Source organism: Methylobacterium sp. Leaf117, from assembly GCF_001422985.1.
Classification (GTDB): domain Bacteria; phylum Pseudomonadota; class Alphaproteobacteria; order Rhizobiales; family Beijerinckiaceae; genus Methylobacterium.
Genome location: NZ_LMNL01000012.1, coordinates 286,602 through 308,614, shown reverse-complemented (window position 1 = coordinate 308,614; position 22,013 = coordinate 286,602). Strand labels below are relative to the sequence as shown.

The 22,013-nt window shown below is 68.5% G+C and carries 22 protein-coding genes and 1 tRNA gene; 17 read left to right on the top strand and 6 right to left on the bottom strand.

Going from position 1 to position 22,013, the window contains the following annotated elements:
• Positions 1–56: 56 nt before the first annotated feature.
• The 3 genes from glpK to ASF57_RS08470 all read right to left on the bottom strand — a co-directional run bounded on the left by glpK (position 57) and on the right by ASF57_RS08470 (position 4,204).
• Positions 57–1,562: a glycerol kinase GlpK gene (gene glpK, locus ASF57_RS08480; RefSeq protein ID WP_056481930.1), complete on the bottom strand. Its 1,506-nt coding sequence runs from the start codon at positions 1,560–1,562 to the stop codon at positions 57–59.
• A 196-nt stretch (positions 1,563–1,758) separates the two neighbouring features.
• The gene (glpD, locus tag ASF57_RS08475) at positions 1,759–3,291 is read right to left on the bottom strand and encodes a glycerol-3-phosphate dehydrogenase (RefSeq protein WP_056481927.1); all 1,533 of its coding nucleotides are present in this window, start codon (positions 3,289–3,291) and stop codon (positions 1,759–1,761) included.
• Between the two features lie 85 nt (positions 3,292–3,376).
• Positions 3,377–4,204 (bottom strand): DeoR family transcriptional regulator, encoded by an 828-nt coding sequence (locus ASF57_RS08470; protein ID WP_056481924.1) that lies wholly within the window; start codon positions 4,202–4,204, stop codon positions 3,377–3,379.
• A 333-nt stretch (positions 4,205–4,537) separates the two neighbouring features.
• Between ASF57_RS08470 and ASF57_RS08465 the strand changes: the two genes are divergently transcribed.
• Positions 4,538–5,752 carry an MFS transporter gene (locus ASF57_RS08465; protein ID WP_056481921.1) on the top strand — a complete coding sequence of 405 codons (1,215 nt, stop codon included), beginning with the start codon at positions 4,538–4,540 and terminating at the stop codon, positions 5,750–5,752.
• A gap of 394 nt (positions 5,753–6,146) precedes the next feature.
• Here the strand turns inward: ASF57_RS08465 and ASF57_RS08460 are convergent, their stop codons facing one another.
• Both ASF57_RS08460 and ASF57_RS08455 read right to left on the bottom strand, forming a co-directional pair.
• Positions 6,147–6,686 carry a hypothetical protein gene (locus ASF57_RS08460; protein ID WP_348528121.1) on the bottom strand — a complete coding sequence of 180 codons (540 nt, stop codon included), beginning with the start codon at positions 6,684–6,686 and terminating at the stop codon, positions 6,147–6,149.
• 317 nt (positions 6,687–7,003) lie between these two features.
• Positions 7,004–7,080: transfer RNA gene (locus ASF57_RS08455), tRNA-Arg, on the bottom strand.
• A 102-nt stretch (positions 7,081–7,182) separates the two neighbouring features.
• On the opposite strand from ASF57_RS08455, the gene ASF57_RS08450 reads away from it, so the two are divergent.
• The 8 genes from ASF57_RS08450 (at position 7,183) to ASF57_RS08415 (ending at position 16,175) form a co-directional block, all read left to right on the top strand.
• A complete protein-coding gene (locus ASF57_RS08450) occupies positions 7,183–7,368 on the top strand; it encodes a hypothetical protein (RefSeq protein ID WP_056481918.1) in 186 nt (61 codons plus the stop codon).
• A gap of 271 nt (positions 7,369–7,639) precedes the next feature.
• The gene (locus ASF57_RS08445) at positions 7,640–7,729 is read left to right on the top strand and encodes a K(+)-transporting ATPase subunit F (protein ID WP_056184556.1); all 90 of its coding nucleotides are present in this window, start codon (positions 7,640–7,642) and stop codon (positions 7,727–7,729) included.
• Between the two features lie 50 nt (positions 7,730–7,779).
• On the top strand, positions 7,780–9,495 hold the full coding sequence (kdpA, locus tag ASF57_RS08440) for a potassium-transporting ATPase subunit KdpA (RefSeq protein ID WP_056481915.1): 1,716 nt from the start codon (positions 7,780–7,782) through the stop codon (positions 9,493–9,495).
• A gap of 3 nt (positions 9,496–9,498) precedes the next feature.
• Positions 9,499–9,750 carry a hypothetical protein gene (locus ASF57_RS26210; protein ID WP_056481912.1) on the top strand — a complete coding sequence of 84 codons (252 nt, stop codon included), beginning with the start codon at positions 9,499–9,501 and terminating at the stop codon, positions 9,748–9,750.
• A gap of 105 nt (positions 9,751–9,855) precedes the next feature.
• Positions 9,856–11,967: a potassium-transporting ATPase subunit KdpB gene (kdpB, locus tag ASF57_RS08430; protein WP_056481909.1), complete on the top strand. Its 2,112-nt coding sequence runs from the start codon at positions 9,856–9,858 to the stop codon at positions 11,965–11,967.
• Between the two features lie 32 nt (positions 11,968–11,999).
• Positions 12,000–12,605 carry a K(+)-transporting ATPase subunit C gene (locus tag ASF57_RS08425; RefSeq protein ID WP_056481906.1) on the top strand — a complete coding sequence of 202 codons (606 nt, stop codon included), beginning with the start codon at positions 12,000–12,002 and terminating at the stop codon, positions 12,603–12,605.
• A gap of 36 nt (positions 12,606–12,641) precedes the next feature.
• Complete coding sequence (locus ASF57_RS08420; RefSeq protein WP_056482747.1) at positions 12,642–15,407, top strand: sensor histidine kinase KdpD; 2,766 nt, start codon at positions 12,642–12,644, stop codon at positions 15,405–15,407.
• A gap of 66 nt (positions 15,408–15,473) precedes the next feature.
• A complete protein-coding gene (locus ASF57_RS08415; protein WP_056481903.1) occupies positions 15,474–16,175 on the top strand; it encodes a response regulator transcription factor in 702 nt (233 codons plus the stop codon).
• On the opposite strand, the gene ASF57_RS08410 is transcribed toward ASF57_RS08415, so the two are convergent.
• Entirely contained in the window at positions 16,130–16,432 is a 303-nt protein-coding gene (locus tag ASF57_RS08410) for an RAG2 PHD domain containing protein (RefSeq protein ID WP_338011506.1), read from the bottom strand. The genes ASF57_RS08415 and ASF57_RS08410 overlap by 46 nt on opposite strands.
• 379 nt (positions 16,433–16,811) lie before the next feature.
• Between ASF57_RS08410 and ASF57_RS08405 the strand changes: the two genes are divergently transcribed.
• From ASF57_RS08405 to ASF57_RS08370, 8 genes are all read left to right on the top strand, one after another.
• Complete coding sequence (locus tag ASF57_RS08405) at positions 16,812–18,776, top strand: oligopeptide transporter, OPT family (protein ID WP_056481900.1); 1,965 nt, start codon at positions 16,812–16,814, stop codon at positions 18,774–18,776.
• Between the two features lie 34 nt (positions 18,777–18,810).
• The gene (locus tag ASF57_RS08400; RefSeq protein WP_056481897.1) at positions 18,811–19,329 is read left to right on the top strand and encodes a DUF2243 domain-containing protein; all 519 of its coding nucleotides are present in this window, start codon (positions 18,811–18,813) and stop codon (positions 19,327–19,329) included.
• Complete coding sequence (locus ASF57_RS08395; RefSeq protein ID WP_056481894.1) at positions 19,329–19,514, top strand: hypothetical protein; 186 nt, start codon at positions 19,329–19,331, stop codon at positions 19,512–19,514. Before ASF57_RS08400 ends, ASF57_RS08395 begins: the two co-directional genes overlap by 1 nt.
• Before the next feature lie 103 nt (positions 19,515–19,617).
• Entirely contained in the window at positions 19,618–19,818 is a 201-nt protein-coding gene (locus tag ASF57_RS08390; RefSeq protein ID WP_056184573.1) for a hypothetical protein, read from the top strand.
• Between the two features lie 181 nt (positions 19,819–19,999).
• Positions 20,000–20,509, top strand: coding sequence for a ferritin-like domain-containing protein (locus tag ASF57_RS08385; protein WP_056481891.1), 510 nt, complete (start codon positions 20,000–20,002; stop codon positions 20,507–20,509).
• 196 nt (positions 20,510–20,705) lie between these two features.
• Positions 20,706–21,167: a 50S ribosomal protein L13 gene (gene rplM / locus ASF57_RS08380; protein ID WP_056184577.1), complete on the top strand. Its 462-nt coding sequence runs from the start codon at positions 20,706–20,708 to the stop codon at positions 21,165–21,167.
• Positions 21,168–21,169: 2 nt separating this feature from the next.
• Complete coding sequence (gene rpsI, locus ASF57_RS08375) at positions 21,170–21,649, top strand: 30S ribosomal protein S9 (protein ID WP_056184579.1); 480 nt, start codon at positions 21,170–21,172, stop codon at positions 21,647–21,649.
• Positions 21,650–21,746: 97 nt separating this feature from the next.
• Positions 21,747–21,998 (top strand): hypothetical protein, encoded by a 252-nt coding sequence (locus ASF57_RS08370; protein WP_056481888.1) that lies wholly within the window; start codon positions 21,747–21,749, stop codon positions 21,996–21,998.
• Positions 21,999–22,013: the final 15 nt, after the last annotated feature.

Genomic DNA, 22,013 nt, shown 5'->3' with positions numbered 1-22,013 from the left:
GTCTGTAAGGGAATCCGTGAGCGCGCGATCGCGCGGGCCTGCCTGCGGCGCCCGCCTCAATCGTCCTGCATGTCCCAGTCGAAGGCGCGCTTCACCGCCCGCTTCCAGGTCGCGGTGATGCGTCGGCGCTGGGCCGCCTCCATGTTGGGCTCCCATCGGCGGTCGACGCCCCAGTTGCGGACGAGGTCGTCGGTGCTCTTCCAGTAGCCGGTGGCGAGGCCGGCGGCGTAGGCGGCCCCCAGGGCCGTGGTCTCGGCCACCTTCGGGCGGACCACCGGCACGTCGAGGATATCGGCCTGGAACTGCATCAGGGTGACATTGGCGACCATGCCGCCATCCGAGCGCAATTCGCGTACGGGAATGCCCGAATCCGTTTCCATCGCCTCCAGCACCTCATGGGTCTGGAAAGCGGTGGCCTCCAGGCAGGCGCGGGCGATGTGGCCGCGATTGGCATAGCGGGTCAGGCCGATGATCAGCCCGCGGGCGCCCTCGTTCCAGTGCGGAGCGTACAGGCCGGAGAAGGCGGGCACGAAATAGACGCCGCCATTGTCCTCCACGGTGGTAGCCAGGCGCTCCACCTCGGCGCTGTCCTGAATCATGTGCAGGTTGTCGCGCAGCCACTGCACCAGGGCGCCGGTGATCGCGATCGAGCCTTCGAGCGCGTAGACCGCCGGCTGTCCGTCGAGCTTGTAGCCGAGGGTGGTGACGAGGCCACAGGTGGAGGGCACGGGTTTTTCGCCGGTGTTCATCAGGGCGAAGCAGCCGGTGCCGTAAGTGTTCTTGGCCTCGCCGGGCTGGAAGCAGGTCTGGCCGAACAGGGCCGCCTGCTGGTCGCCCAGGATGCCGGCGATCGGCACGCCCGCGAAGGGCACGCGGGTCTCGCCATAGACCTGGGACGAGGAGACGATGTCGGGCAGCATCGCCCGCGGGATGGCGAAGGTCGCCAGCATGCCGTCGTCCCAGGCCAGGGTCTCGAGGGACATAAGCTGGGTCCGGCTGGCATTGGTCACGTCGGTGACGTGAAGGCCGCCCTCGGGGCCGCCGGTCAGGTTCCACACGAGCCAGGTGTCGATGTTGCCGAACAGGACGTCCCCGGCTTCGGCCTTCTCCCGCGCGCCGTCCACGTGGTCGAGGAGCCAGCGCAGCTTCAGGCCGGAGAAGTAGCTCGCCAGCGGCAGGCCGGTCAGCGCCCGGAAGCGGTCGCGTCCGCCGTCCCTGGCGAACTCGGTGACCAGCCGGTCGTTCCGGGTGTCCTGCCAGACCAGGGCGTTGTGCAGCGGTTCGCCGGTCCGCCGGTCCCAGATCAGCGTGGTCTCGCGCTGGTTGGTGATGCCGATCGAGAGCAGATCCTTCGGCGTCAGGCCGGCCGCGTCGAGGGCGTCCCGCATCACGTCCTGCGTATTGCGCCAGATTTCGAGTGGATCGTGCTCCACATGGCCGGGCCTCGGATAGAGCTGTGCGTGCTCCCGCTGCTTGCAGACGATGAGGTGTCCTTCCCGGTCGAAGACGATGAAGCGACTGCTGGTGGTGCCCTGGTCGATGGCGCCGACATACTGGGTCATGGCTGTCTTCCTCCCTCGGACGGGTGCGTCGCTCGTGTCCCGGGCCGGTCTTCAGGCCGGCTCCGGACGGCAGCGGGTGGTTCTGTTCGTGCTGCTCCGGGTCTTCCGTCCCGGTATCTCTGATTTCCTGGTGTCTTTGATTTCCCGGTACCTTTGGTTTCGATGTCTCTGCGGTTCCGACGTGTCGAAGGCCGTCTCAGGCCGCCTCGGCCCGGCGGCTCAGGTAGGCGGTGAGACGTGCGGCGCTGTCCGGGCCGGTGCGCAGACCGAGCTTCGAGCGCCGCCACAGGATGTCCTCGGTGGTTCGCACCCACTCGACTCGGACGAGATAATCGACCTCCGCCGCCGTCAGACCGCCGTCGAAGGCTTCCCCGAGATCCGCAAGGCTGCGCGCGCCCTTGACGATGGAGCGCGCCTCGGTGCCGTAGGCCCGGGCAAGGCGCTTGGCGGTCTCGGTCGGCAGGAACGGGGCCTCGCGGGAGAACGCCGCCAGGAAGGTGTCGAAATCGGCCTCCGGCATCCCCCCGCCCGGTAGGATGGCATCCCCGGTCCAGGGCCGTTTCAGATTCGGAAAATGCGGTGCGATCTTCTCGATGGCGTGCTCCGCCAGGCGCCGATAGGTGGTGATCTTGCCGCCGAAGACAGAGAGCGCGGGGGCCTGCCCGCCCGAATCGTCGAGGTCCAGCACGTAGTCTCGGGTCACCGCCGAGGCGTTGGCTGCCGCATCGTCGTAGAGCGGGCGCACGCCGGAATAGCTCCACACCACGTCCCCGGGACCGATGGATGTCGTGAACGAACGGTTGATGCAGTCGCACAGATAGCGCGTCTCTTCGTCGGAGATGGCCACCGGTCCGGGCTCGTTCGCGTAGGGAACGTCCGTGGTGCCGATCAGCGTGAAGTCGCGCTCATAGGGAATTGCGAAGATGATGCGCTTATCGGGTTGCTGCAGGATGTAGGCCTGATCGCCCTCGTAGAGCTTGCGCAACACGATGTGGCTGCCCTTGATCAACCGGACCGCCGCGCGGCTGTTGACGCCCAGCGTCGTGCCCAGGGTCTCGCTGACCCAGGGTCCGGCGGCGTTGACGACGGCCCTGGCCCGAAGGGTCTCGGTCTGTCCGGACGCCTCGTCGCGCAGCGTCGCCGTCCAGGTCCCGTCGATGCGTCGGGCCGTTTCGACGCCGGTGCGGGTGCGGATCTCGGCGCCCCGCGCTCGGGCATCCATGGCATTGAGCACGACGAGGCGGCTGTCCTCGACCCAGCAGTCGGAATAGACGAAGCCCTTGCTCAGACGATCCTGCAACGGGGCGCCCAGGGGCGATGTTCGCAATCGAACCATCGTCGACCCCGGCAGCGTCCGCAGGCGGGCGAGGTGGTCGTACAGGAATAGGCCGACCCGCAGCATCCAGGCCGGACGCAGCCCCTCGTCGTGCGGCAGCACAAAACGCAGCGGCCAGATGATGTGGGGCGCCAGGCGCAGCAGGCGCTCCCGCTCGGCCAGGGCTTCGCGCACCAGGCGGAACTCGTAATATTCGAGGTAGCGCAGGCCGCCATGGATCAGTTTCGTACTGGAAGACGACGTGAATTCAGCCAGATCCCCCCGTTCGCAGAGCAGGACCGACAAACCGCGCCCGGCGGCGTCGCGGGCGATACCGGTGCCGTTGATGCCCCCCCCGATGACGAGCAGATCGTAGGAGGCCCCCGGCCCCCGTACGTTCGAAACTGTCGTCATGGTTCTCCTCCGACTCGCGTCTGTTGCTCGAGTTGGAAGAATATTGCTTTACGCCGTGATTTTCGCAAGCGAAAACTGACGTTCGTTACGGTTCGTCCGCTTCCGCCACGGCCAGCGTCACCCCGTGGCGCTCCATCAGCGCGATGATCTCGGGCGGCGGCAACTGGTCGGTGAAGAGGGTGTCGATCTGTTCGAGGCGGCCCACCTCCACCATGGGACGACGGCTGAACTTGGTGTGATCCGCCACCAGGAAGGTCTGGCGGGCATGCTGCAGGATGGTCTGGGTCGCCCGCACCTCCTCGTAATCGTAATCGAGGAGCGCCCCGTCGGCGTCGATGCCGCTGATGCCGATCACCGCGACATCGACCCGGAACTGGCTGAGGGTGTCGCAGGTGAGCTGGCCCAGCACCGCCCCGTCGCGGTTGCGCATGGTGCCGCCCGCCACGACGATGCGAAAGGCGGTGGTCGCCGCCAGGCCGATGGCCACGTTGAGGTTGTTGGTGATGATGCTGAGGTCGTCGTGCTGCGCCAGTTCCCGTGCCACGGCCTCGGTGGTGGTGCCGATGTTGAGGAAGACCGAGCAGTGCGAGGGGATCCGGCCTGCGGCGAGCCGGCCGATTCGTGCCTTCTCGGACAACAGAGTGGTGCGCCGGTCGGCGTAGTCGATGTTCTCGACGCTGGACGGAAGGCCGCCGCCGCCGCGGTAGCGTTCCAGCCGGCCCGCGGCGCTGAGCTCGTTGAGATCGCGCCGGATGGTCTGGACCGTGACGGCGAACTGGCTCGCCAGGGCCTCGATCGTCATGAAGCCGCGTTGGCGGATGGCCGCCACGATCGCGGCGCGGCGGCTCTCCACGGCCGATGTCTCGGTGCTTGTTCTTCGCTCCGGGCCACCCCGCTCGGTCAGACGGTTCATGGAGCCTCCGGTCGCAATCCTGGGATACCAAGTTACACAGCTATGTTCGCAAACGAAACCGGCCGTCGGCCTGGACAGCGTCATGGCTGCGATCCGGTTCCAAGCCGAAATATTGGCGCTGTCCAACGACCAAATTCCGAACGCGAGCGATGTCGTCGGCCCGGGGCTTGGCCCTCTACCGGAGGCCAGCGCGGGGCATGACAGCGCATTTGCGACCCCGCTGGCCGCTCGTCTATGCAGGCCGAGGGCGTTACCCTCGATCCGAGGCGGCCCTGTCCGTTTCCGTCCAATCTCTTCCTCTCACGAAACAATCCTCATGAGCGGCCACAGCGCGTGACGTCTGGAATTGCAGAACCGCGCCCTGCACCGCGCGCGCCGACGCTGGCCGGAAACATGGCGCTGGGCTTCACCCAGATCGTCCTGTGGGGCGGGTCCTTCTTCTTGATGGCGGTGGTGGCCGACCCCATCGTGGGCTCGACCGGCTGGCCTCAAGGCGTGGTAGTGAGCGCCCTGTCCCTGGCAATCCTGGTCTCGGGGCTGTGTTCGCCCTGGGTCGGGCGGAGGATCCGCCGGCACGGCGGTCGCCCGGTGCTGATCGCCGGCACCCTGACCCTCGCGCTCGGGCAGGTGGGCCTCGCCCTCGCGCCGAACCTGCCGGCCTTCCTGCTCGCCTGGGTGGTCATTGGCCTTGGCATGGCCGGTGCCCTCTACGATCCGCTCTTTGCCGCGATCGGGCAGGCCTATGGCGCAGCGGCGCGGAGCGCGATGACCCAGATCGCGATCGCGTCCGGCTTTGCCATCACCTTATGCTGGCCCGCAACGAGCTTTCTCGTCGATGCGCTCGGTTGGCGCCTGACCTGTGTCGTCTACGCCGCGCTGGCGGTCGTCCTGGTGGTGCCGCTCTTCGCTTTTGCCCTGCCGGCCGGGACCCGGACCGAGCCCTCGCCGCCTGCCGCGAATGCTGCTCCGGGCAAGCCGGCAGCCCCCTGTCGCTTGCCGGGCGAGCGCATCCTCGCCGTCACCTTCACCAGCGCGGCGGTGATCATGACGGCGGTCTCGGTGCAATTGCTCCTCCTGCTTCAGGCGAAGGGCCTGACGGCCGGCACCGCCGTTGCGCTCAGCACGCTGATCGGACCCGCGCAGGTGGGCGCCCGCATCCTCGAACTCGTGTTCGGACGTCGGGCCCATCCCGCCTGGGCCCTGCTGGTGTCAAGCGGATGTGTCGGCCTCGGGCTCCTGCTTCTGGCCGTTGCGCCCGCCTTGGCATGGCTCGCGATCGTGCTCTACGGCGCCGGCAACGGCATGCGCACCGTCGTGCGCGGCACCCTGCCCCTGTCACTCTACGGTCAGCACGACTACGCCGCGGTGATGGGCCGTCTGGCGCGGCTGCCGCTTCTGGGACAAGCGGCGACGCCGTTGGTCTGCGGCACCCTCTCCGCTTGGTTCGGACTCGATCTCCTGTTGGAGATTCTGCTGGCAATCGCCACGCTGAACATCCTCCTGTCGCTGATCGTCGCCCGCCGCACCCTCGGCGCCCAAGTCCGATAGGCGGTGAAGTCCGAAAGGCGGTGAAGTCCGAAAGGCGGTAGAGGTTGCGCGCGTCGGGCTTGGAAGGCCTGGCCGTGCGATTCAGGCGCATCGCCGGATGCTCAGCCGCACCATGATCCGTTTGCAGAAACGGGCCGAATTACTGGAATCGACGGACGACGGTGCGTTCCATGAGCAAGCCTAGGCAGAGAGATCCCGAACCCCAAGCCATGACGTAGAAATAATCGACCGTGATCCCCAGCGACGGATTATAGGCGAGTCGGACCCACTCGATGATCTGGACCACCGGATTCCACTTGAGAATTTCATAGATCTCGTTCGGAAGCATATGCGGTAAGAAAAACACGCCGGATGTCATGTATATCGAAATGGTGAATACAATATATCCCCATAGTCATCCAGGGAAGAATGACATGATGCCGATGTTGATGGCACCCATGCCAAGTCCCAGGAGAAGGGCCATGAGATAGCCTTCGATCGCCCGGGCCGGATCTTCCGGTATGGGGTCAACGCCTAGCAGCAAAAGTATCCCGATGATGATCAGCAAGCCCTGAAAGCCTTTCACGGTTTCAACAATGAACCGTGCGATCATAATGTCGAAGGATTTTACCTGCGGGTAGTACATCAATGGTTTATTGACGAGAATAGCTTTCATCGCCTCGCGAGAGGTGTACTGAAAAACCAGAGCTGGAACGGCGCCGGTCGCAACGAACAGGATAGGGTTGTTGCCCATCGGAGATGGCATGTTGCGGAACAACATGACCGTAACCATTAGAAAGATGTGCGCTACGGGCCACAGAACCACGACGACGTAGCCCCAGTAGGACGCGCCGAACCGCGTGCGCATGTCGCGTAGCATCAGGGCGCGAATGACCTCCGCGTACACCGCCAGATCGCTCCGTTTGGTGGAGATGGGTGAGGTCGGTGGCAGCATGTCCGGTCCTGATTGGCGTGCACTGATCAGCATAGCTGGGCACTTGGACCAAATTGTGGGTCAGGCACGAAGTCTGACGGCACCTCTGAAGGTCCATGACGCCCGATAAGGGCGGGGGCATGCGGTGTCATGGCGCCGTTCGCCTGGCTTGAGGCACGCCGACTGGATTTTGTTATGCACAGCTCGGCCGTAGGGAAGCCGCCCATCGGATGATCGGCTACGGTCGCGAGCCACCGGGCCGCGACCTCCGGCCAATCTGCGGACAACAGGCATCGCGGGTTTCGGAGAGGACGAGCCGGACATCGCAGATCAGGGAATGGCGACCCCGGTTGGGCTCGAACCAACGACCTGCCGCTTAGAAGGCGGCTGCTCTATCCAGCTGAGCTACGGAGTCAGGGGTGCCGGCCTCCATCTACCACCCGTCTCCGGATGTGTCATCCGCCGGGAGGACCCGGCGTTTCACGCCTTCTCAACCCGGGCGCGGCAGGATCGCGTCATGCTGAAGCTCTCGCCCCCGCGCACCCTCACGTTCCTCCTGTCCCTCGTGCTGATCGGGCTGGCCATCGCCAGTCTGTCGCTGCGCATCCCGATGATCGGTCCGACCGTCGTCAAGTTCAGGGTCTGGTTCTTCGTCGCCGCCTACGTCCTTCTCGCCCTCGGCGTCGTCTCGAAGCGCCTTTAGGCTCGCCCCATCGCGCCCGGTCGGGCCACGATCCTTATGCAATCCTGATAAGATCGGACCGCGCGCCCTCTCGAACCCTAACGCCATTCCCGTCCATCCTGGTGGCCGACCGGATCGATCGTGACATCGCACGTTCGATCCGCCGGACCGGATCGGACGTACCATGCTCGACATCGTCTTCCTCGCCGCCGGGCTCGCCTTCTTCGGGCTGGGCGCCGGCTATGCGCTGCTCTGCGAACGCCTCTGACACGGCTGCCTGGAGCCCCGCACCATGACCCTCGATCTGACCCTCGGCGCCCTCGTGACCCTCGGGCTGCTCGGTTACCTCGCCTACGCCCTCGTCCGCCCCGAGCGGTTCTGACGGCCGCGCCCAAAGCGATCCCCCCGGATCCTCCTCCAGGACGACGTTTCATGACACTCAACGGCTGGATTCAGGTCGCGCTGTTCTGCGCGGTCGTGCTGGCGCTCGTCAGGCCCCTCGGCGGCTACATGACGCGCGTCTTCCAGGGTGAGCGCACCCTGCTCTCTCCCGTGCTCGCCCCGGTCGAGAGGGGGCTCTACCGCCTCGCCGGTCTCGATGCCCGGGGCGAGCAGGGCTGGCGCGCCTATGCCCTCTCGATGCTGGGCTTCCATGCCCTCGGCTTTGCGGCCCTGTACGGCCTGCTGCGCCTGCAGGACGGATTGCCGCTCAACCCGGCCGGGCAAGGCACCGTGGCGCCGGATCTCGCCTTCAACACCGCGGCGAGCTTCGTCACCAACACCAACTGGCAGAATTACGGCGGCGAGAGCACGCTGTCCTATCTGTCGCAGATGCTGGGCCTGACCCACCAGAACTTCCTGTCCGCCGCCACCGGCATTGCCCTCGCGGTCGCGCTGGTCCGAGGGTTCAGCCGCGCCTCGGCTCGCACCATCGGCTCGTTCTGGGTCGATCTCACCCGCTGTACCCTCTACGTGCTGCTGCCGCTCTGCGTTCTCTACACCCTGTTTCTGGTTTCCCAGGGCGTCCCCCAGACCCTCGGACCCTCCATCGCGGCGACGACACTGGAGGGAGAGACCCAGACCCTCGCGCTCGGCCCGGTGGCGAGCCAGGTCGCCATCAAGATGCTGGGCACCAACGGCGGCGGCTTCTTCAACGCCAACGCCGCCCATCCCTTCGAGAACCCAACCGCCCTGTCGAACTTCGTCCAGATGGTCTCGATCTTCGCCCTCGGGGCGGCGATGACCAACGTCTTCGGCCGCATGGTCGGCGACGAGCGCCAGGGCTGGGCTATCCTGGGCGCTATGGGCCTGCTGTTCCTCGCCGGTGTCACGGTCGTCTACTGGGCGGAAAGTGCGGGTAGCCCCGTCCTTAGCCGGCTCGGCCTCACCGGCGGCAACCTGGAGGGCAAGGAACTGCGCTTCGGCATCGTCGCCTCGGCCCTGTTCGCCGTGGTCACCACGGCCGCCTCCTGCGGTGCCGTCAACGCCATGCACGACAGCTTCACGGCGCTCGGCGGCCTGATCCCGATGATCAACATGCAGCTCGGCGAGATCATCGTCGGCGGCGTCGGCGCGGGCCTCTACGGCATGCTGGTCTTCGTCATCGTGGCGATCTTCGTGGCCGGTCTGATGGTCGGCCGTACGCCGGAATATCTCGGCAAGAAGATCGAGGCGCGCGAGGTCAAGATGGCCATGCTCGCCATTCTGTGCCTGCCCCTGATGATGCTGGGGTTCACCGCGCTCGCCACCGTGCTGGCCGCGGGCCTCGCCGGGCCCGCCAATGCCGGCCCGCACGGGTTCTCGGAGATCCTCTACGCCTTCACCTCGGCGGCGGCCAACAACGGCTCGGCCTTCGGCGGCCTGAGCGGCAACACGCCGTTCTACAACACCACCCTGGCGATCGGCATGCTGGTGGGCCGGTTCTTCGTCATCCTCCCGGCCCTCGCGATCGCCGGCGCGCTGGCCGCCAAGAAGACCGTTCCGGCCTCGGCCGGAACCTTGCCGACCCATGGCGGCCTGTTCATCGGCCTGCTGGTCGGCGTCATCCTGATCGTCGGCGGCCTGACGTTCTTCCCCTCCCTGGCGCTCGGCCCGATCGTCGAGCACCTCGCCGGTGCCGCGGGCCAGACCTTCGCGACGGGGGGCTGAGCCATGCGCGCCGCCATCCCGTCGCGCCGTCCCCGGCGCCAATTCCTGCACCGTCCCCGGCACTGGCCGCATCGTCCGCCGGCAGTGCGTCACCCGGATGGGCCGACATCGGCCTCCCGTCCCGCATCGCCCGCATCCGGAGGCGGGCCGGTCCGGCTCTCGGATCTGATCCTGGCCCTGCTCGGGGTCACCCTCCTGGGCGCCCTCGCGCTGATGGCGGCGTTCGATCTCGCGAGCCGTGCGCGCGCTCTCTGACCCGCCTTACGCCCGAGCCTGACGCCCCCGCCTCATGCACCTGGCGCACCGCGCCCGGCCTTTTCGCGATTTTTCGTGGACATCCCCGCCATGCCTCGTCCTGCCATGCCTCGTCCTGCCTCCTCTCTGTTCCATCCCGCGCTGGTCGGGCCCGCGCTCGTCGGCGCGCTGCGCAAGCTCGATCCCCGCATCATGGTGCGCAACCCCGTGATGTTCGTGGTCGAGGTGGTCGCCGCCCTGACCACGGTGCTCTTCGTGCGTGACCTCGCGACGGGCGCCCCCGGGCTGGCCTTTTCCGGCCAGATCATCCTCTGGCTCTGGTTCACGCTGATCTTCGCCAACTTCGCCGAAGCCCTGGCCGAAGGGCGCGGAAAGGCTCAGGCCGACAGCCTGCGCCGCACCCGCACCGAGATGACCGCCAAGCGTCTCACCGGCGCCGGCGCGGTCTGGGAGGCGGTGCCGGGGACCGACCTGAGGGTCGGCGACCTCGTCCTGGTGGAGGCCGGCGACCTCATCCCCTCCGACGGCGAGGTCGTCGCCGGCGTCGCCTCCGTCAACGAGGCGGCGATCACCGGCGAATCGGCACCCGTCATCCGGGAATCCGGCGGCGACCGCTCGGCGGTGACGGGCGGGACGCAGGTGCTGTCGGACGTGATCACCGTGCGCATCACGGCGGCGGCGGGCTCCACCTTCGTCGACCGCATGATCGCGCTGGTCGAGGGCGCGTCGCGCCAGAAGACCCCGAACGAGATCGCCCTCAACATCCTGCTGGCGGGCCTGACGCTGGTCTTCGTCTTCGCGGTGGCGAGCATCCCGAGCTTCGCCAGCTATGCCGGCGGCGCCATTCCCCTGGTGGTCCTGGTCGCGTTGTTCGTCACCCTGATCCCCACCACCATCGGGGCGCTGCTCTCGGCCATCGGCATCGCCGGCATGGACCGCCTGGTGCGCTTCAACGTGCTCGCCATGTCGGGCCGCGCCGTCGAGGCGGCGGGCGATGTCGACACCCTCCTCCTCGACAAGACCGGCACCATCACGCTCGGAAACCGGCAGGCCACCGAGTTCCGGCCGGTGACCGGCGTCGCCGAACAGGACCTGGCGGACGCGGCGCAACTCGCCTCGCTCGCTGACGAGACTCCCGAGGGCCGTTCGATCGTCGTGCTGGCCAAGGATCGCTACGGCCTCCGCGCCCGCGACATGGCCAGCCTCAACGCCACCTTCGTGCCCTTCACGGCGCAGTCGCGCATGTCCGGCGTCGATCTCGACGGCGCCTCCATCCGCAAGGGCGCGGTCGAGGCGGTGATCGCCGCCCTGGCGCCACAGCCGATCCTGGCGCCGCAGCGGATCCTGGCGCGAGGTGGTTCAAACGCCGCCCTCGCCGACCGGCCGGCCGAAAACTTGGCGGCGATCGACGAGGTCCGCGCCCTTGCGGAGACCATCGCCAAGGCCGGCGGCACGCCCCTGGCGGTAGCCCGCGACGGGCGGCTGCTCGGTGTCGTCGCCCTGAAGGACATCGTGAAGGGCGGTATCCGCGAACGCTTCGCCGAGTTGCGCCGCATGGGCATCCGCACGGTGATGATCACCGGCGACAACCCGATGACCGCCGCCGCCATCGCTGCGGAAGCCGGCGTCGACGACTTCCTCGCTCAGGCGACCCCGGAGGACAAGTTGGCGCTGATCCGCAAGGAGCAGTCGCAAGGAAAGCTCGTCGCCATGTGCGGCGACGGCACCAACGACGCCCCGGCCCTCGCTCAGGCCGATGTCGGAGTCGCCATGAACACCGGCACCGTCGCGGCCCGCGAGGCCGGCAACATGGTCGATCTCGACAGCGATCCGACCAAGCTCATCGAGATCGTCGGCATCGGCAAACAGCTCCTGATGACCCGCGGGGCGCTGACCACGTTCTCGATCGCCAACGACGTGGCCAAGTACTTCGCCATCATCCCGGCGATGTTCCTGACGCTGTACCCGCAGCTCCAGGCGCTCAACGTGATGGGGCTTGCCTCGCCGCAGAGCGCGATCCTCTCGGCGATCATCTTCAACGCCCTCATCATCGTTGCGCTGATCCCGCTGGCGCTCCGGGGCGTGACCTATCGGGCCGTCGGAGCCGCCGCCCTCCTGCGGCGCAACCTGCTGGTCTACGGCCTCGGCGGCATCCTCGTGCCCTTCGTCGGCATCAAGGCGATCGATCTGGCCGTGAACGCTCTCCACCTCGCCTGACCCGTCCCGCGTTCCCAACCCGAGTGGTTCCCATGCTCGCCTCGTTTCGCCCTGCCCTCGTCCTCTTCGTCCTCCTTACGGCGATCACCGGCCTCGCCTACCCGCTGGCCATGACCGGACTCGCCGCAGCGCTGTTTCCCGGGAAGGCCGCCGGCAGTCTGATCACCCGCGACGGGACCGTCGTCGGCTCAAGCCTGATCGGCCAGTCCTTCACCAGCCCGCGCTATATCCACGGCCGCCCCTCGGCGACGGTCGCCGCCGATCCGGTCGACGCGACCCGGACCGTCCCGTCGGCCTACAACGCCTCCAACTCGGCCGGCTCCAATCTCGGCCCGACCAGCGCGGCTCTGGCCGAGCGGGTGAAGGGCGACCTCGCGACCCTGACGGCGGAGAATCCCGGCGCGACCGTGCCGGTCGATCTCGTCACCGCCAGCGGTTCCGGCCTCGATCCGGACATATCGCCCGAGGCCGCCCTGTTCCAGGTGCCGCGCGTGGCCCGCGCCCGCGGGGTGAGCGAGGACCGTGTCCGCGCCCTCGTCACCGCCCAGGTCGAGGACAGGACCCTCGGCCTCCTCGGCGAGCCGCGCGTCAATGTCCTGGCGTTGAACCTCGCTTTGGACGCCGGCCTCCGGCAATAATCCGGTCGGACCGATGCACAGGATGAGATGGCCCCGATGATGGAGGACGGACGCGAGCGCCAGCGCCCCTCCCCCGACGCGTTGCTCGACCGGGCACGCCGGGACGCGGCCGGTCGCGGGCGTCTCAAGGTCTTCCTCGGCGCCGCCCCCGGCGTCGGCAAGACCTACGAGATGCTGACCATCGGGCGGGCGCGTCTGAAGGCCGGGGCCGACGTCGTCATCGGCTTGGTGGAGACCCATGGTCGAAGCGAAACCGAGGCCCTTGTCGAAGGCTTCGAGGTGGTGCCGCGCCGTCAGGTCGGCCATTCGGGCGGCATCCTCGCGGACATGGACCTCGACGCCCTGCTCGCCCGGCGACCCGCCTTGGCGCTGGTCGATGAGCTCGCCCACACCAACGCGCCGGGCTCGCGGCACCCCAAGCGCTACCAGGACGTGGAAGAACTGCTCGATGCCGGCATCGACGTGCACACCACCCTCAATATCCAGCACGTGGAGAGCCTGAACGACGTCGTGGCCCAGATCACCCGTATCCGGGTGCGCGAGACCGTACCGGACGTCATCCTCGACCGGGCCGACGACATCGAGGTGGTGGACCTCAACCCCGCCGACCTGATCGAGCGCCTGAAGGCCGGCAAGGTCTACGAGCCCGCCCATGCGGAGCGCGCCCTGCGGCACTACTTCGTCCGTGAAAATCTGACCGCTTTGCGCGAGCTGGCCCTGCGCCGCACTGCGGACCGCGTCGACGACGAACTCCTCAGTCACATGCAGGCCAACGCCATCGCGGGGCCGTGGAGCGCCGGCGAGCGGGTGATGGTCTGTGTCAGCGAGGACCCCCGCTCGGCCGGGCTGGTGCGCTACGCCAAACGCCTCGCCGATCGTCTGCACGCGCCGTGGACCGCCGTCACCGTGGAGGGCACGCGCAGCCTCGGGTCGAGCGAGGCCGACCGCGACCGGGTCGCCGAGGCCCTGCGCCTTGCCGACCGCCTCGGGGGCGATGCCGTGACCCTGCCGGGCAGCTGGCGGGTCGCCGACGACCTGCTGGCCTATGCCCGCACCGCCAACGTCAACCACATCGTCGTCGGCAAGGCGACGCGGTCCTGGTGGTTCGAGCTGGTCCACGGCTCCGTGGTGCACGATCTCGTCCGGCGCAGCGGCGTCATCAGCATCCACGTCGTCGCCGGCGAGATGGCCGCTGCCCCTGCCTCCGCCAGACCGGTGGCGACCGCTCCGGCCAGGACAGGCTTCAACGGGGCAGGCTTCGACAGGACAGGCTTCGACAGGGCCGGCTACAGCTTCGCCGCGCTGGCGACGCTGGCCGGCCTCGGCCTCGCGCTGGCGCTGAAGCCCTATCTCGGAGTCGAGAACGCCGACCTGTTCCTGCTGACGGCGGTGGTGGCGGTGGCGGCGCGCTTCGGCCTGTGGCCCTCGCTCGCCGCCGTGGTCGCCGCCTCGCTGGCCTACAACTTCTTCTTCCTGCCCCCGGTCTACACCTTCACCATCGCCGACCCGACCAACGTCGCGGCCTTCCTGCTCTTCACCCTGGTGGCGGTTCTGGTCTCGAACCTCGCTGCGCGGGCCCGCACGGTCGCGGTCATCAGCCAGCGCCGGGCGCGGGCGACGGAGCGCCTCTACGGCTTCAGCCGCAAGCTCTCGGGCTGCGGCACCCTCGACGACGTGCTCTGGGCCACCTCGGCCCAGATCGCCACGATGCTGCGGGTGCGGGTGGTGCTGCTGCTGCCCGAGGGTGATTCGATCGCGGTGCGGGCCGGCTATCCGCCCGAGGACCGGCTCGACGCGGCCGATCTCGCGGCTGCGCGCTGGGCCTTCGCCAACGACCGGCCGGCGGGGCGCGGCGCCGACACCCTCCCGGGCGCCCGCCGCCTGTTCCTGCCGGCACGGACCGGCCGCGGACCCATCGGCGTCATCGGCCTCGATACCGACGGCACCGGGCCGATCCTGACCCCCGAGGATCGCCGCCTGTTCGACGCCCTGGCGGATATGGGAGCGCTCGCCATCGAGCGGGTCCGGCTGGTGGAGGACCTGGCGCGGGCGGCGCGCGACGCCGAGACGGACCGGCTGCGCCAGGCCCTGCTCACCTCGATCTCGCACGATCTGCGGACCCCGCTCGCCGCGGTCCTCGGCGCAGCCACCACCCTGCGAGACCTCGACACCGTGCTGGACCCCGAGGCCAAGGGCGACCTGCTGGCGACGGTCATCGCCGAATCCGAGCGGCTGAACCGCTTCATCGTCAACCTGCTCGACATGACCCGGCTCGAGGCCGGCGCGGTGGCGGCCAACCTCACGCCGCAGGACGTCGCCGAGATCGTCGACACCGCCCTTCGCCGTCTTGGCGCGATCCTCGGCGGACACCGGGTGGTGCTCGATCTTCCCGATGCCCTGCCGGCCCTGCGCCTCGATCCCGTCCTGTTCGAGCAGGTGCTGGTCAACCTCATGGACAACGCGGCGAAATACGCGCCCGCGGGCTCGACCGTGACGGTCGCGGCCCGCGTGACGTCCGAGCGCGCCGGCGGCCCGATGCGCGTTCGCCTCCAGGTGCTGGACGAGGGCGAAGGTCTGCCCGAGGGCGAGGAGGAGCGGGTGTTCGACAAGTTCTACCGGGTGCGCAAGGCCGACAGCGTGCGGGCCGGGACCGGCCTCGGCCTTGCCATCGCGCGCGGCTTCGTCGAGGCGATGGGCGGGACCCTGAGCGCGGCCAACCGCCCGGATCGCGCCGGTGCCGTCTTCACTCTCGTGCTGCCGGTTCCGGTGGACGGCGGCCGCGCACCGGACATTGCCGCATGAGTCGCGCCCGATGAGATTCACCGCATGAGCCTCACCGCATGAGATTCGCCACATGAGATCCGCTGCATGAGCCTCGGCATCCTGGTGGTCGACGACGAGCCGCCCATCCGCAAGCTCCTCCGCACCGGGCTGGCGACGCAGGGCTACACCGTGTTCGAGGCGCCGAACGCCCGCACGGCCCTCGACATTCTGGCGCGCGAGACCATCGCGCTGATCATCCTCGATCTCGGCCTGCCGGACATGCGGGGGCACGATCTCCTGCGCCGCATCCGCGCCGACCACCGCGACCTGCCCGTCGTGGTTCTGTCGAGCCGCGACGACGAGTCCGGCAAGGTCGAGGCCCTCGATCTCGGCGCCGACGATTACGTCACCAAACCGTTCGGCATGGGCGAACTCCTCGCCCGCCTGCGGGCGGCCCTGCGTCACCAGCTCGCGGTCCAGGGCGAGCGCGCCGTGTTCGCGGTCGACGGCCTCAGCGTCGACCTCGTGCGCCGCATCGTCCGCGTCCACGGGGTCGAGGTGAAGCTGACCCCGCGGGAATACGATTTCCTGCGCGTCCTGGTACAGCATGCCGGCAAGGCCTTGACCCATGCCCAGCTGATGAACGCGGTCTCGACCTCGTCCGACCCGCAATACCTGCGGGTCTACATGCGCCAGCTTCGCCAGAAGCTGGAGGCCGATCCGGAGCGCCCGCGGATCCTGCTCACCGAGACCGGCGTGGGCTACCGGCTGCGCGCCCCCGACGACGAGGGCGGCCCGGCCCGCTGATCGAGGGCGACGGCGCTGGTCCCGCCGAGATGCAGTTCGACGCCGTCGGCCGCGATCCGCACTGCGTCCGGCCGGTGGGCCGTGGCATCGACCGCGTAATGCAGCGCGTCCTGGCGGCTGCGGAACAGGCCTCCGGCGCGGCCGTGGATCTCGGCGGCGACCCAGCATCCTTGCCGGTCCTGGCCGATGACGAAGCACGACGTGCCCCCGTCGATGTCCGGGAGCGCGGGGGCCGGAGGGATGAGCGAAGCGGGCATGGGCGTTCGGGGCTGGCGCGATCCATCCTCGGGACCGCCCGCCTGAACTGCACCCGGACGCGTGAGGATTCGAGCGGGTGTGCGGCCGCATGTCATGAGCGTTCCATCAGGATCGCGATCGAGCGGCCCGCCTCGGTGGCGGGTTCGGGAAGGCCCGTGGCTGCCTGTCACGGGCCGTCCGCCCGGTAACCTATGTGGTTTGCAGGCCGAGCCGGGTTCCGCACCATGTCGGGGCGTGGCGGCGCCGGGACCGTGCGGTCGGACCCGGTGACTCAGGTCCGCGTGCACAGGTTTTCGGTCCCTCGCTTCTGCCCCTCCGCCGCTCCGCCGCCGACCGGGCCACCCTCACCGCGAGCCGTTCCATGCAGTTTCCCGTTTCGTGAAGACCCCACCGGCGCACGCGGCGGAGCTGACCCTGCGTGGTCTGCTCCTCGGGGCCGTGATCACCGTCGTGTTCATGACGGCGAACCTCTACATGGGCTTGAAGACCGGGGTGACGTTCTCGACCTCCATCCCGGCCGCGATGCTGTCGATGGGCGTGCTGCGGCTGGTGGGCAACGCCAACATCTTCGAGAACAACATCGTTCAGACCCAGGCTTCGGCGGCCGGCACCCTGTGCAACGTCATCCTGGTGCTGCCCGGGCTCGTGCTGATCGGCCACTGGAGCGACTTCCCCTATTGGCAGACCACCGGCCTCTGCCTGATCGGCGGGCTTCTGGGAATCGCGTACTCGATCCCCCTGCGCCGTGCCCTGGTGATGGGCGCCGGCCTGCCCTACCCGGAAGGAACGGCGGCAGCCGAGGTGCTGCGCGCGGGCGACAGCTCCGGCGATGCGGCGCCCCGCGGCGGCCTGCGTCCGCTCCTCGGCGCGGCGGCGCTGGCGGGCCTCGTCGGCCTGTCCACCACGGGCTTCCGGGTCCTGGCCGACGGGATGCACGCCACCGTGGCGGTCGGATCGGCGCTGTTTCGGTTCGGCACTGGCTTTTCCCTGGCCCTGGTCGGCGTCGGCTACCTCGTCGGGCTCGGCGCCTGCCTTGCCCTTCTCACCGGCGTCGCCATCGCGTGGGGTGTCGCCGTGCCGGTCCTCACCGCGTTGGGGTCCGCCTCCGGCGAGGGCGCGGATGCCGCCGCACGGGCGGTCTGGTCGGATCAGGTCCGGCTGATCGGGGCCGGCATCATCGCGGTCGGCGCCCTCTGGACGGTGGCGAGTCTCGCCCGCCAGATTGCCGGCAGCATGAAGGCCGCCTTCGCGAGCGCGCGGACGGGCGGCGCGGAGATCCCCCGCCAGGAACGCGACCTGCCGATCACCTGGGTGGCGGGCGCGACCCTGGGCCTCGCCGCCCTTCTGGCCGGGCTGTTCTGGATCTTCGCTTCGGGTGCCGATCTCGGGGCGCTGCACATCGCCGTGGTCGCGGTCGCGACCGTGTTCGCCGTGCTGTTCGGCTTCCTGATGGCGGCGGCCTGCGGCTACCTCGCCGGGCTCCTCGGCTCGTCGAGCAGCCCGATCTCCGGCATCGGCATTCTCACCACTCTGGTCTCCGCGCTGCTGATCCCCCTCCTGATCGGGCGCTCCGCCGGGCCGGAGGGCGACCGCTTCGTCATCGGGCTGGCGCTGCTCCTCGCCGCCGTCGTGGTGACGACGGCCTCGATCGCCAACGACAATCTGCAGGACCTCAAGACCGGGCAGCTCGTCGATGCCACCCCCTGGCGCCAACAGGTGGCCCTGATGGCCGGGGTCACGGTCGGCGCCCTGGTCATCGCCCCCCTGCTGTCGCTGCTGTATCAGGCCTACGGCTTCGCGCAGGCGCTGCCCCGGCCCGGGATGGAGCCGGGCAACGCCCTGCCGGCGCCGCAAGCCGCCCTGATGACCCAGATCGCCAGCGGCATCGTCCACGGTGAGTTGCCCTGGACGATGGTGCTGGTCGGCGCCGCCCTCGGCGTCGTCTTCGTGGTGATCGAGACGCTCCTGCGCCGGCGCGAGCTTTCCTTCCCGGCCTTGACGGTGGGAATCGGCATCTACCTGCCCTTGGAAGTGGTGGTGACGATCGCCGTCGGGGGCGTGATCGGCTGGCTGGCGCGCCGCCGGCTCCGCGCCGGGCCAGGCTCCGACGAGGCCGAGACCCTGGCCCGGCGCCGGGGCGTTCTGATCGCGTCCGGCTTCCTGGTCGGCGAGAGCATCGTCGGCGTCCTGCTCGCCGCCGCCGACACCCTGTCGGGGCGCAGCTCGTCCCTCGTGCTCGTCGGACCCGATTTCGCGCCGGTGGCGACCGGTCTCGGCGCCGTGGTCTTCGCCGCGATCGTCCTCGGCTTCCAACACCTGGTGTCCCGTGCGCCGCCGGCATGACGGACGCGGGCTCCCGTCCCCGATGAGGCATCGCATGACCGCTCCGGTTAGCCCCTCGCCCCTTGGCCCCGGAAGCGCCGTCCCCGGCCCGGACGCGCCTCGCTTCCCCATCGCGGCCGGCTTGCTGTTCGGCCTCGGCCTCGGTGGCTTCTTCGACGGCATCGTGCTGCATCAGGTGCTGCAATGGCACCATATGGTCAGCAGCTGGTACCCGATCACCTCGATCGAGAACCTCGAGCGCAACACCCTGTGGGACGGGATCTTCCACAGCGCCACCTACGTGTTCGTGGTGCTCGGCCTGTTCCTGCTGTGGCGCAGCGCCCATCCGCGCCACCTGCGCTGGTCGAACCGGCAGTTCGCCGGGACCCTCCTGATGGGCTGGGGCCTCTTCAACACCCTCAAGGGACTGATCGACCACCAAATTCTTGGCGTCCACCATGTCAACGAACGGGTGCCGCCCCCGCAGTGGCTCGCGTGGGATCTCGGCTTCCTAGCCTGGGGTCTCGTGATGCTGATCGTCGGGTTCGTTCTTGTTCGGAATGCCCGCGCGTGATGCCGCCCCGGACCTTTCGGGTGATCATACCGTGGCGGGGGAGCCTGCCCTGGCGGGCGATTCTGCCCTGGCTGGCGCTCGCGGCCGGACTCGTCCTGGCGACGCTTCCGGTCTGGCGTCCCCTGGTCTTCGGCCGGGATCTCAGCCTCGACGACCTGCTGACCCTCCGGTGTCTCGGCGTGTGAGTGTTTCGCGGCCCGAGCTTGACCCGGGTGCCGCCGCGCGGGAAGGCACGGCATCGAACCGGCGCCCCCGCCCGAATTCCAGCTCACCCTCAGGATTGCCCCGATGGCCACGCCGCGAGACCTCAAGGTGCAGATGGCTGGCGAGACCCGCGCCCGCGAACGAGCCCAAGCCCTGGCCGCCACGCAGGCTGCAAAGGCGCAGCGGGCCGAGATCGCGGCGCGTGCCGCGGAGGCCGAGCGCGACGAATGGAAGGCCCGGGCGCTCGCCGCCGAGGCGGAACTGGCCCGCCTCAAACCGGCCTGAGCGCGAGCGCGTCAAGCAAGCTGAACCGTTCGTCTACACATCGCACCGGTTCGGTCCCGGTGATGCTTTGTCGCGGACTGGTCTATAACAAATGCCAACCCGCTATGCGGAACAGGAGCCCAGCTTCTGATCTTCTCGTGACGACTGCGAATGCATTCGCGACGACGAGGAGATCTTCCACGTGACCATCGATACGCGCGAAATTTACGTGACCGCCCTGAAGAATACCCATGCGCTCGAGATGCAGGCGCTCCAGATCATGGAGCGTCAGGTCGAGCGTCTGCAGCGCTATCCCGAAATGGAGCAGGCCCTGCGCTGCCATATCGAGGAGACCCACGGTCAGCGTACCCGGATCGAGGAGGCCCTGCACAGCCTCTCGGAAAGTCCCTCGACCATCAAGGAGGGCGTGCTGGGCTTCGTCGGCAACATGATGGCCCTCGGCCATACGCCGGCGCAGGACGAGATCCTGAAGAACGCCTACGCCAACCACGCTTTCGAAAATTTCGAGATCGCCGCCTACGAATCGCTGATCGCCATCGGCGAGGCGGCTGGGCAGCAGACCGCCCTCACGGGCTTCCAGCAATCGCTCCGCGAGGAGGAAGCGATGGCCCGCAAGGTGCGGGAACTCGTGCGCCCGACCACGCTGCGCTACATCGACCTGACCACGGCGGGCGAGAAGGCGGACCGCTGATCCGGCCTGCGGTATTTGGGTACCGCATGCCCGAAACGCTTCGAATAATTGCGCTTTTCGGGTTTTCGAGGACCCAAAACCTGAACGAAGCGGGTTGACGAATCCGATGCATGTCCCTAGAGGAACCGTCAACGCCGCCGCGTCCCGCACGCGGCGGCGCATCGTTTTGTTCAGACACCATACGGAACGCCACGGGATGAAGACCTTTTCTCTGAAGCCCGCCGACGTCGACAAGAAGTGGATCATCGTCGATGCGGAGGGCCTGGTCGTCGGCCGGCTCGCCTCCATCGTCGCCATGCGCCTGCGCGGCAAGCACAAGCCCGCGTATACGCCCCACGTCGATTGCGGCGACAACGTCATCGTCATCAATGCTGAGAAGGTGAAGTTCACCGGCCGCAAGCGCGAGCAGAAGGTGTACTATCACCACACCGGCTACCCGGGCGGCATCAAGGAGCGCACGGCCAAGTTCATCCTCGACGGTCGCTTCCCCGAGCGCGTCGTGGAGAAGGCCGTCGAGCGCATGCTCCCGCGTGGTCCCCTCTTCCGCCAGATCATGGGCAACCTCCGGGTCTATAAGGGCTCCGAGCATCCCCACACCGCCCAGCAGCCGCAGGCGCTCGACGTCGGCAGCCTCAACCGCAAGAACGTGAGCGCTTGATCATGGCGACCCTTCAGTCCCTCTCCGACCTGAACCGCGCGAACGTCGAGTCGCCGGAGAACGCCGCTCCGGTCCACGTCCAGAAGCTCGATGCCCAGGGCCGCGCCTACGCCACCGGCAAGCGCAAGGACGCGGTCGCCCGCGTCTGGATCAAGCCCGGCACCGGCAAGGTCGTGGTCAACGGCCGCGCCGTCGAGGTGTATTTCGCCCGTCCGGTGCTGCGCATGATCCTGCGTCAGCCGCTCACCATCGCCAACCGCGTCGACCAGTACGACATCACCGTCTCGGTGCATGGCGGCGGTCTCTCGGGTCAGGCCGGCGCCGTGCGCCACGGCCTGTCCAAGGCGCTGACCTACTACGAGCCGGAGCTGCGCGCTCCGCTGAAGCGCGAGGGCTTCCTGACCCGCGACAGCCGCGTGGTCGAGCGCAAGAAGTACGGCCGCAAGAAGGCTCGCCGCAGCTTCCAGTTCTCGAAGCGCTGAGGCGCTCCGTCACGATGTATCTGGGCAGGGCGGCTTCGGCCGCCCTTTCCTTTTGAGCCGCCGCCTTTTGAGCCGCCGCAGAGAGACACGGATCCCCATGGCGAAGCCCTTCCGACGCGTCACCCGGCCCGACGCCTCCGCCGTCACCCTCTGCCTCGCGGAGACCGGCGGCGCGCAGACGGGCGAGGTCAAGCTCGCCGACGGCCGCCTGTTCAGCACCACCGGCGCCATGCCCATCGCGCAGGCCTTCGGGGTGGCCGTCCACGTCGCCAACGAGGGCGGCCTGGAGATCGTGGTGATCGATCCCCAGAACCTGTGGAAGCCCTCCTGGGGTGAGCTGATCGCCTGACGTTGTCGGAGGCCT

Coding starts and splice junctions, on each gene's coding strand:
- ASF57_RS08400 (WP_056481897.1), top strand. CDS start 18,811: ATGACCGCTCCGGTTAGCCCCTCGCCCCTTGGCCCCGGAAGCGCCGTC.
- rpsI (WP_056184579.1), top strand. CDS start 21,170: ATGGCGACCCTTCAGTCCCTCTCCGACCTGAACCGCGCGAACGTCGAG.
- ASF57_RS08390 (WP_056184573.1), top strand. CDS start 19,618: ATGGCCACGCCGCGAGACCTCAAGGTGCAGATGGCTGGCGAGACCCGC.
- ASF57_RS08420 (WP_056482747.1), top strand. CDS start 12,642: ATGATGGAGGACGGACGCGAGCGCCAGCGCCCCTCCCCCGACGCGTTG.
- ASF57_RS08395 (WP_056481894.1), top strand. CDS start 19,329: ATGCCGCCCCGGACCTTTCGGGTGATCATACCGTGGCGGGGGAGCCTG.
- ASF57_RS08450 (WP_056481918.1), top strand. CDS start 7,183: ATGCTGAAGCTCTCGCCCCCGCGCACCCTCACGTTCCTCCTGTCCCTC.
- ASF57_RS08470 (WP_056481924.1), bottom strand. CDS start 4,204: ATGAACCGTCTGACCGAGCGGGGTGGCCCGGAGCGAAGAACAAGCACC.
- ASF57_RS08445 (WP_056184556.1), top strand. CDS start 7,640: ATGACCCTCGATCTGACCCTCGGCGCCCTCGTGACCCTCGGGCTGCTC.
- glpK (WP_056481930.1), bottom strand. CDS start 1,562: ATGACCCAGTATGTCGGCGCCATCGACCAGGGCACCACCAGCAGTCGC.
- rplM (WP_056184577.1), top strand. CDS start 20,706: ATGAAGACCTTTTCTCTGAAGCCCGCCGACGTCGACAAGAAGTGGATC.
- ASF57_RS08370 (WP_056481888.1), top strand. CDS start 21,747: ATGGCGAAGCCCTTCCGACGCGTCACCCGGCCCGACGCCTCCGCCGTC.
- ASF57_RS08460 (WP_348528121.1), bottom strand. CDS start 6,686: ATGCTGCCACCGACCTCACCCATCTCCACCAAACGGAGCGATCTGGCG.
- ASF57_RS26210 (WP_056481912.1), top strand. CDS start 9,499: ATGCGCGCCGCCATCCCGTCGCGCCGTCCCCGGCGCCAATTCCTGCAC.
- glpD (WP_056481927.1), bottom strand. CDS start 3,291: ATGACGACAGTTTCGAACGTACGGGGGCCGGGGGCCTCCTACGATCTG.
- ASF57_RS08410 (WP_338011506.1), bottom strand. CDS start 16,432: ATGCCCGCTTCGCTCATCCCTCCGGCCCCCGCGCTCCCGGACATCGAC.
- kdpA (WP_056481915.1), top strand. CDS start 7,780: ATGACACTCAACGGCTGGATTCAGGTCGCGCTGTTCTGCGCGGTCGTG.
- ASF57_RS08415 (WP_056481903.1), top strand. CDS start 15,474: ATGAGCCTCGGCATCCTGGTGGTCGACGACGAGCCGCCCATCCGCAAG.
- kdpB (WP_056481909.1), top strand. CDS start 9,856: ATGCCTCGTCCTGCCTCCTCTCTGTTCCATCCCGCGCTGGTCGGGCCC.
- ASF57_RS08425 (WP_056481906.1), top strand. CDS start 12,000: ATGCTCGCCTCGTTTCGCCCTGCCCTCGTCCTCTTCGTCCTCCTTACG.